Source organism: Sphingobium indicum BiD32 (assembly GCF_000382885.1).
GTDB lineage: Bacteria > Pseudomonadota > Alphaproteobacteria > Sphingomonadales > Sphingomonadaceae > Sphingobium > Sphingobium japonicum_C.
Map to the genome: position 1 here is coordinate 1 of NZ_CAVK010000243.1, position 2696 is coordinate 2696.

The 2696-nt window shown below is 60.9% G+C and carries 3 protein-coding genes; 2 read left to right on the forward strand and 1 reads right to left on the reverse strand.

What is annotated here, in order from left to right; translation table 11 throughout:
• The coding region (locus EBBID32_RS21345) for an acyl-CoA thioesterase domain-containing protein (protein ID WP_037492396.1) at positions 1-280 on the forward strand (280 nt) is incomplete at its 5' end.
• A 315-nt stretch (positions 281-595) separates the two neighbouring features.
• A complete protein-coding gene (locus tag EBBID32_RS21350) occupies positions 596-808 on the forward strand; it encodes a hypothetical protein (protein WP_006966969.1) in 213 nt (70 codons plus the stop codon).
• A gap of 700 nt (positions 809-1508) precedes the next feature.
• On the opposite strand, the gene EBBID32_RS21355 is transcribed toward EBBID32_RS21350, so the two are convergent.
• A protein-coding gene (locus tag EBBID32_RS21355; RefSeq protein ID WP_440590974.1) for an IS3 family transposase occupies positions 1509-2695 on the reverse strand; the annotation gives its coding sequence in 2 pieces (ribosomal slippage) (positions 1509-2434 and positions 2434-2695; 1188 coding nt in all).
• Position 2696: the final 1 nt, after the last annotated feature.

A 2696-nucleotide genomic window follows, 5' to 3' on the forward strand; every position in this document is an offset into this window, starting at 1 on the left:
CGGCGCTCGCGCGGTGCCCGCCTTCCACGGAGGCATAGTTGGAGCGGCATTACAAACGGCGGCCTGCGATCTGGCAAGATTAGAACGTGGCGCAGGCGTGGAACTTATCAACCTATCCATCGAGTACAGTCGCGCTGCCATCGGGACCAAATCCCTGCGTATCGACGCGTTCATCGTCCGTAATGGGCGCAGAACGCTGCGCATTCTGGCAACAGCGCGCCAAGGGGATGATCGTCTCGTCTCCCAAGCGCACGCGCTCTTCCTCATTGCAGAAACTTGAGTCGAGACGCCGTTGGATAGGAAACGATCTGGGTACTTCCAATATCCGATTCCTGAAGCGTGATGATGGGGTAGACCTGTCCCGCCTTGCGTTCGCTTCGTTTGCGTAGCTTGCAAAACAGGGCGAACAGTTCGGCCAAAGTTCCGGCCGCAAGGCAATGCCTCGACATCTTCTCGCCGTTCGCCGACTATACCGAAGTCATCAACCATTTCGAGCGACTGAGCTCCATTGGCACAAATATTGCCCCAAGATCTGTGCGAATGCTGTCTAATGGCTGCAGTGTGTATTATTAAGCATGGGTAACCTCATGACTATGTGGGGGCGATCTCACTCTGCACAAATATCGGTCACCATCCAGTCCATGGCGAGGTCACCACGTTCCTTGAGCTGTCGGTCGAAGTCGGTGAACACCGCGTCGAGCGCATCGGCCTCGGTCAGCTTCTCGCGAAACAGCCGGATCGTATTGGCATCGTGCGTTGGTGCGCCAAGATCGACGCTCAGGAAGCGCAGCCAGCACCAGCACCTTGAGCGTCACCACAGGGTCATAGGGCGGACGGCCGCCCCTGGCCCCGTCGCCATAGGCCAGTGCCGCAGCCAGAAGCCAGAACCGGGGGAAATGCCTCGAAGTCGATGATCCGGCCGGGGTTCCTCCAGCGGATCGCCGTGCGCCGACAACCGCTTCAGATGGTCCGACAATCCAAACAATCCTGTCTGCCGCATCGCTGCCTCCTGTCAGGTGGAATGAATCTGTTCCATGGACGGCCTCCTCGCTCGAGATCTACAACGACCCCATTTTGGCACACTTTGATGCCGTCCGGGGGTCGACCCCAACAAATCAGGCTGGAAATGTCGAGGGGCTGTTGGAACTGCCAATCTGATTAGCACGGTGATCCGCTGGCGGATATTTTCGACAGCGAGATGTGCCGTTGCTGCAGGCGCCGCTTGGAATGCGGGTGGTGATCTTCAGTCAGGTTCGCGAACCGGGCCTCATGGGGTTTTCGGACTTCACCGAATGGGCGACCTGAACGTGTCGATCGCGGGCCTGCCGCTCATTGTGCGCATCGGCCCGCCCGCACTTTCGTGCTCCCGGTGCCTCTGTCCATGACAGTCGACCATATTTGCACTCTGCCGACGCTCAGTCAGCCGGGTTCACCGCCGAAGCTGTCCGGACGCCGGAAATTCGGCGGCAAACCGGGATCCGACAGACGTATGACGTGACCCCCAACCTTCATCCGGTCGCGATTAGAGCCTCGGCATCGTTGTCGCGCACGAGCGCCGGGTAAGCAATGGCCTGTGCAGCGGAGCCCGTAGGGCGTAGCGAAGCAGGCCATTGCTTATTCAATTGGGCGGCGAACGCCGCCGGGGTGGCGTATCCGAGCGAGGAGTGTGGCCTGCCGGTGTTGTAATCGTCGGCCCATGCGGTCATCTTTTCGCGGGCGTGCCCCATGCTCATGAACAGTGTCTCGTTGAGAAGTTCGTCGCGCATCCGGCCATTGAAGCTCTCGACGAACGCGTTCTGGGTCGGCTTCCCGGGCGCGGTGTAATGCCATTCGATGTGGGCCTCGCCGCACCACGCCAATACTGCGTTGGAAGTCAGTTCGGTGCCATTATCGCTGACGATCATGCCAGGCTTGCCGCGCTTGGCGATGAGATCGGTCAGTTCGCGAACGACCCGCTTGCCCGAGATCGACGTATCCGGCACCGCAGCCAGGCACTCGCGGGTCACGTCATCGACGATATTGAGCACGCGGAACCGGCGCCCGGTGGCAAGCTGGTCATGCACGAAGTCGAGGCTCCAGCATTGGTTCGGCAAGGCCAGCACAGGTGGACGTGTGCGGGTGCCAACCGCGCGGTTGCGCCCTTTGCGGCGGCGAACCGTCAAGCCTTCTTCCCGATACAACCGTTGGGTCTTCTTGCGGTTGATCAAGACCCCGTCGCGCCGCAGCAGGATGTGCAGGCGGCGGTAGCCGAACCGTCGTCGTTCCTGCGCCAAGGCGCACAACTTCTCGCGCAGGTCGCCATCAGCGCCGCGCCGGGATCGATAGCGCACGCTCGTACGATCCGCCGCGATGACCCTGCACGCCCGCCGCTCGCTGACATCAAGCAGGGCCTGAAGATGCGCGACCGCTTCCCGCTTGGCGGCAGGCGTTACCATTTTTTTGAAAGCAGGTCCTTCAGGCCTGCGTTGTCCAGCATCGCGTCGGCCAGAAGCCGCTTGAGGCGTCCGTTCTCATCCTCCAGCGCTCGAAGACGCTTGGCCTCGGACACTTCCAGACCGCCGTACTTGGCCTTCCAGTTGTAAAGCGTCGCTTCCGACACACCGTGCTTGCGGGCCAGATCGGCAGTCTTCGCGCCTGCCTCAGCCTCCTTCAGCACCCCGATAATCTGCTCTTCCGTAAACCGTATCCGCTTCATC